At 50.5% G+C, this 3,259-nt stretch carries 1 protein-coding gene and 1 pseudogene; one reads left to right on the forward strand and one right to left on the reverse strand.

Going from position 1 to position 3,259, the window contains the following annotated elements; translation table 11 throughout:
* Positions 1 to 365, forward strand: a pseudogene (locus ACTHUT_RS16385) (DEAD/DEAH box helicase); the annotation flags it as partial.
* Positions 366 to 545: 180 nt separating this feature from the next.
* On the opposite strand, the gene acnB reads toward ACTHUT_RS16385, so the two are convergent.
* The gene (acnB, locus tag ACTHUT_RS16390; protein WP_440419087.1) at positions 546 to 3,131 is read right to left on the reverse strand and encodes a bifunctional aconitate hydratase 2/2-methylisocitrate dehydratase; all 2,586 of its coding nucleotides are present in this window, start codon (positions 3,129 to 3,131) and stop codon (positions 546 to 548) included.
* Positions 3,132 to 3,259 lie beyond the last annotated feature (128 nt).

Raw genomic sequence — 3,259 nt, forward strand, 5'->3', positions numbered from 1 at the left:
GTGCTGACGGCGTTGCCATTTCCTTAATGGATAAAACCGAACAGAAAATGTTTGAATCCATTAAAGAGCTGACCTGCAGCGATTTGAATGTGGAACGCATCGAAGGCTTTGAGCCGCATTGGTGGGGCAACGACAATCAAGATGAAGCCGAAGCGCAACCGGTTCAGCACAGCGACAGCCGCTCTCGCCGCGATGATAGAAACAAACGCAACGAATACTCGAATAAGTCAGACAAAAACTCGAAAAAAGCAGAAGAGAAAAACGATCCGGGTATTGTCTGCGGTAAAATTGCCGGCAGAACACGCCGCAGCCGTCACGAGCGTCAGCCTTGCGCCCTGCTCCAACCTGGTTTTGGCGTAAAGTAAACAACGCTGATTAATCGGTTTTCTGATTATTTATCCTAAGCAAAGGCCATCTGAAACTTATCTTTTAAACGGCCTTTTATTGAACTAAAAATAAAAAGGACGTGATGAACGCGTCCTTTTTTCCGTTTCAGACGGCCTTTATTATTTAAGGCCGTCTGAAAATCGGTTTACCTTGTTACATTAAACATTCACGGTTTCGGCTACTTCGTTGTAGCTGTCGATTTCGTTGAAGTTCATGTAGCGGTAGATTTGGTCACCCTGCTCGTTGATAATACCGATATTAGCTTGATATTCTTCAACAGTCGGGATTTTACCCAGTTTGGAGCAGATTGCCGCCAACTCAGCCGAGCCGAGGTAAACGAAGGTGTTTTTACCCAAGCGGTTCGGGAAGTTGCGGGTAGAGGTGGACATGACGGTTGCGCCTTCGTGTACTTGGGCTTGGTTACCCATACACAATGAACAGCCCGGCATTTCCATACGCGCGCCGGCACGACCGAGTACGCCGTAGTGGCCTTCGTCGGACAACTCTTTCGCATCCATTTTGGTCGGCGGTGCCATCCACAGGCGGACGGGGATGTCGGACTTGCCTTCCAAGAGTTTGGAGGCGGCGCGGAAGTGGCCGATGTTGGTCATGCACGAACCGATGAACACTTCGTCAATTTTGGTGCCGGAGCACTCAGACATGAAGCACACGTCGTCAGGATCGTTCGGACAGGCGATAATCGGCTCTTTAATGTCGTCCATGTTGATTTCAATCACGGCGGCGTATTCGGCATCTTTATCCGCTTCGAGCAATTCAGGATTTGCCAACCATGCTTCCATGGCTTTGATGCGGCGTTCCAAAGTGCGCGGGTCTTGATAGCCGTCGGCAATCATGTTTTTCATCAACACGACGTTGGATTTCATGTACTCGATAATCGGCTCTTTGTTGAGCTTCACGGTACAGCCTGCAGCAGAACGTTCGGCAGACGCGTCAGTCAATTCAAAGGCTTGTTCCACTTTCAAATCAGGCAGGCCTTCGATTTCGAGGATGCGGCCGGAGAAGATGTTTTTCTTACCGGCTTTGGCAACAGTCAGCAAACCTTGTTTAATCGCGTACAACGGAATTGCATTTACCAAGTCACGCAGGGTGACGCCCGGTTGCAGTTTGCCACTGAAGCGTACCAATACAGACTCAGGCATATCAAGTGGCATTACGCCCGTGGCTGCTGCGAAAGCAACCAAGCCGGAACCGGCAGGGAAAGAAATACCGATAGGGAAACGAGTGTGGCTGTCGCCGCCGGTACCGACTGTATCAGGCAACAGCAGGCGGTTGAGCCATGAGTGAATCACGCCGTCACCCGGACGCAGGGATACACCGCCACGGGTAGAGATAAAGGCAGGCAATTCTTTATGGGTTCTGACATCGACAGGTTTTGGATAAGCCGCGGTGTGACAGAAAGACTGCATCACCATATCTGCTGAGAAGCCCAAACAAGCCAGGTCTTTCAATTCATCGCGAGTCATCGGGCCGGTAGTATCTTGCGAGCCGACAGTAGTCATGCGTGGTTCGCAGTAAGTACCCGGACGCACGCCTTGTCCTTCAGGCAGACCGCAGGCGCGACCGACCATTTTTTGAGCCAATGTGAAACCGGCTTTGCTTTCGGCAGGCGCTTGAGGCAGACGGAATTCGGTGGAAGCAGGCAGTTTCAGGGCTTCACGCGCTTTGGCGGTCAGGCCGCGACCGATAATCAGGTTGATACGGCCGCCGGCTTGCACTTCATCCAGCAATACTTGGGATTTCAGGCTGAACTCGGCAACGGTTTCGCCATTTTTCACAATTTTGCCTTCATAAGGCAGAATATCGACGACATCGCCCATTTTCAGCGCGGAAACATCGACTTCAATCGGCAATGCACCGGAATCTTCTTGAGTATTGAAGAAAATCGGCGCAATTTTGCCGCCCAAGCATACGCCGCCGAAGCGTTTGTTCGGTACGAACGGGATGTCTTCGCCGGTATGCCAAATGACGGAGTTGGTCGCGGATTTACGAGAAGAACCGGTACCGACCACATCGCCAACATAAGCAACAGGATGGCCTTTGGCTTTGAGTTCTTCCAACAATTTAATCGGACCGACTTCACCCGGTTTATCAGGATTGATGCCGTCGCGCGGGTTTTTCAACATCGCCAGCGCGTGCAGCGGAATATCCGGACGACTCCATGCATCAGGTGCAGGAGAGAGGTCGTCTGTATTGGTTTCGCCGTCGACTTTGAAGACGGTAACAGTGATTTTTTCTGGAACTTTGGCACGAGAAGTGAACCATTCGGCATCTGCCCAAGATTGCAATACTTCTTGCGCGTATTTATTGCCTTTTTCGGCTTTTTCTTGAACATCGTGGAAAGAGTCAAACATCAGCAGAGTATGTTTCAGACCATTTGCAGCGATAGGCGCAAGTTTGTCGTTGTCCAAGAGTTCGATGAGTGCATGAATGTTGTAACCGCCAAGCATGGTACCCAACAGCTCGGTAGCATACTCAGGGGAAATCAGCGGACTGGATACGCTGCCTTCGGCAACGGCTGCCAAAAATGAGGCTTTAACTTTGGCGGCATCGTCCACACCGGGCGGTACGCGGTGAGCCAACAGCTCAACCAAGAATTCACCTTCACCGGCAGGTGGATTTTTCAGTAGCTCAACCAAATCAGCAGTCTGCTGAGCAGTCAGAGGAAGGGGGGGAATACCAAGGGCGGCGCGCTCGGCGGCGGCTTTACGATAGGCTTCTAACATCTCTTTGTTCCTTTTTCTGTTTTTTCTTCTGGGCAGTTGCAAATGATTTGCAATTAAAGATTGTAAACAATCCTTTTAAGCATCATAGACCAGTTTTCAGAAAATGGGAACAGTTATGTTATGGAATG

This window comes from Neisseria sp. P0022.S010, assembly GCF_051956635.1.

Bases quoted from the DNA above. Each gene is read 5' to 3' on its own strand.
- acnB (WP_440419087.1), bottom strand. From the start codon at position 3,131: ATGTTAGAAGCCTATCGTAAAGCCGCCGCCGAGCGCGCCGCCCTTGGT.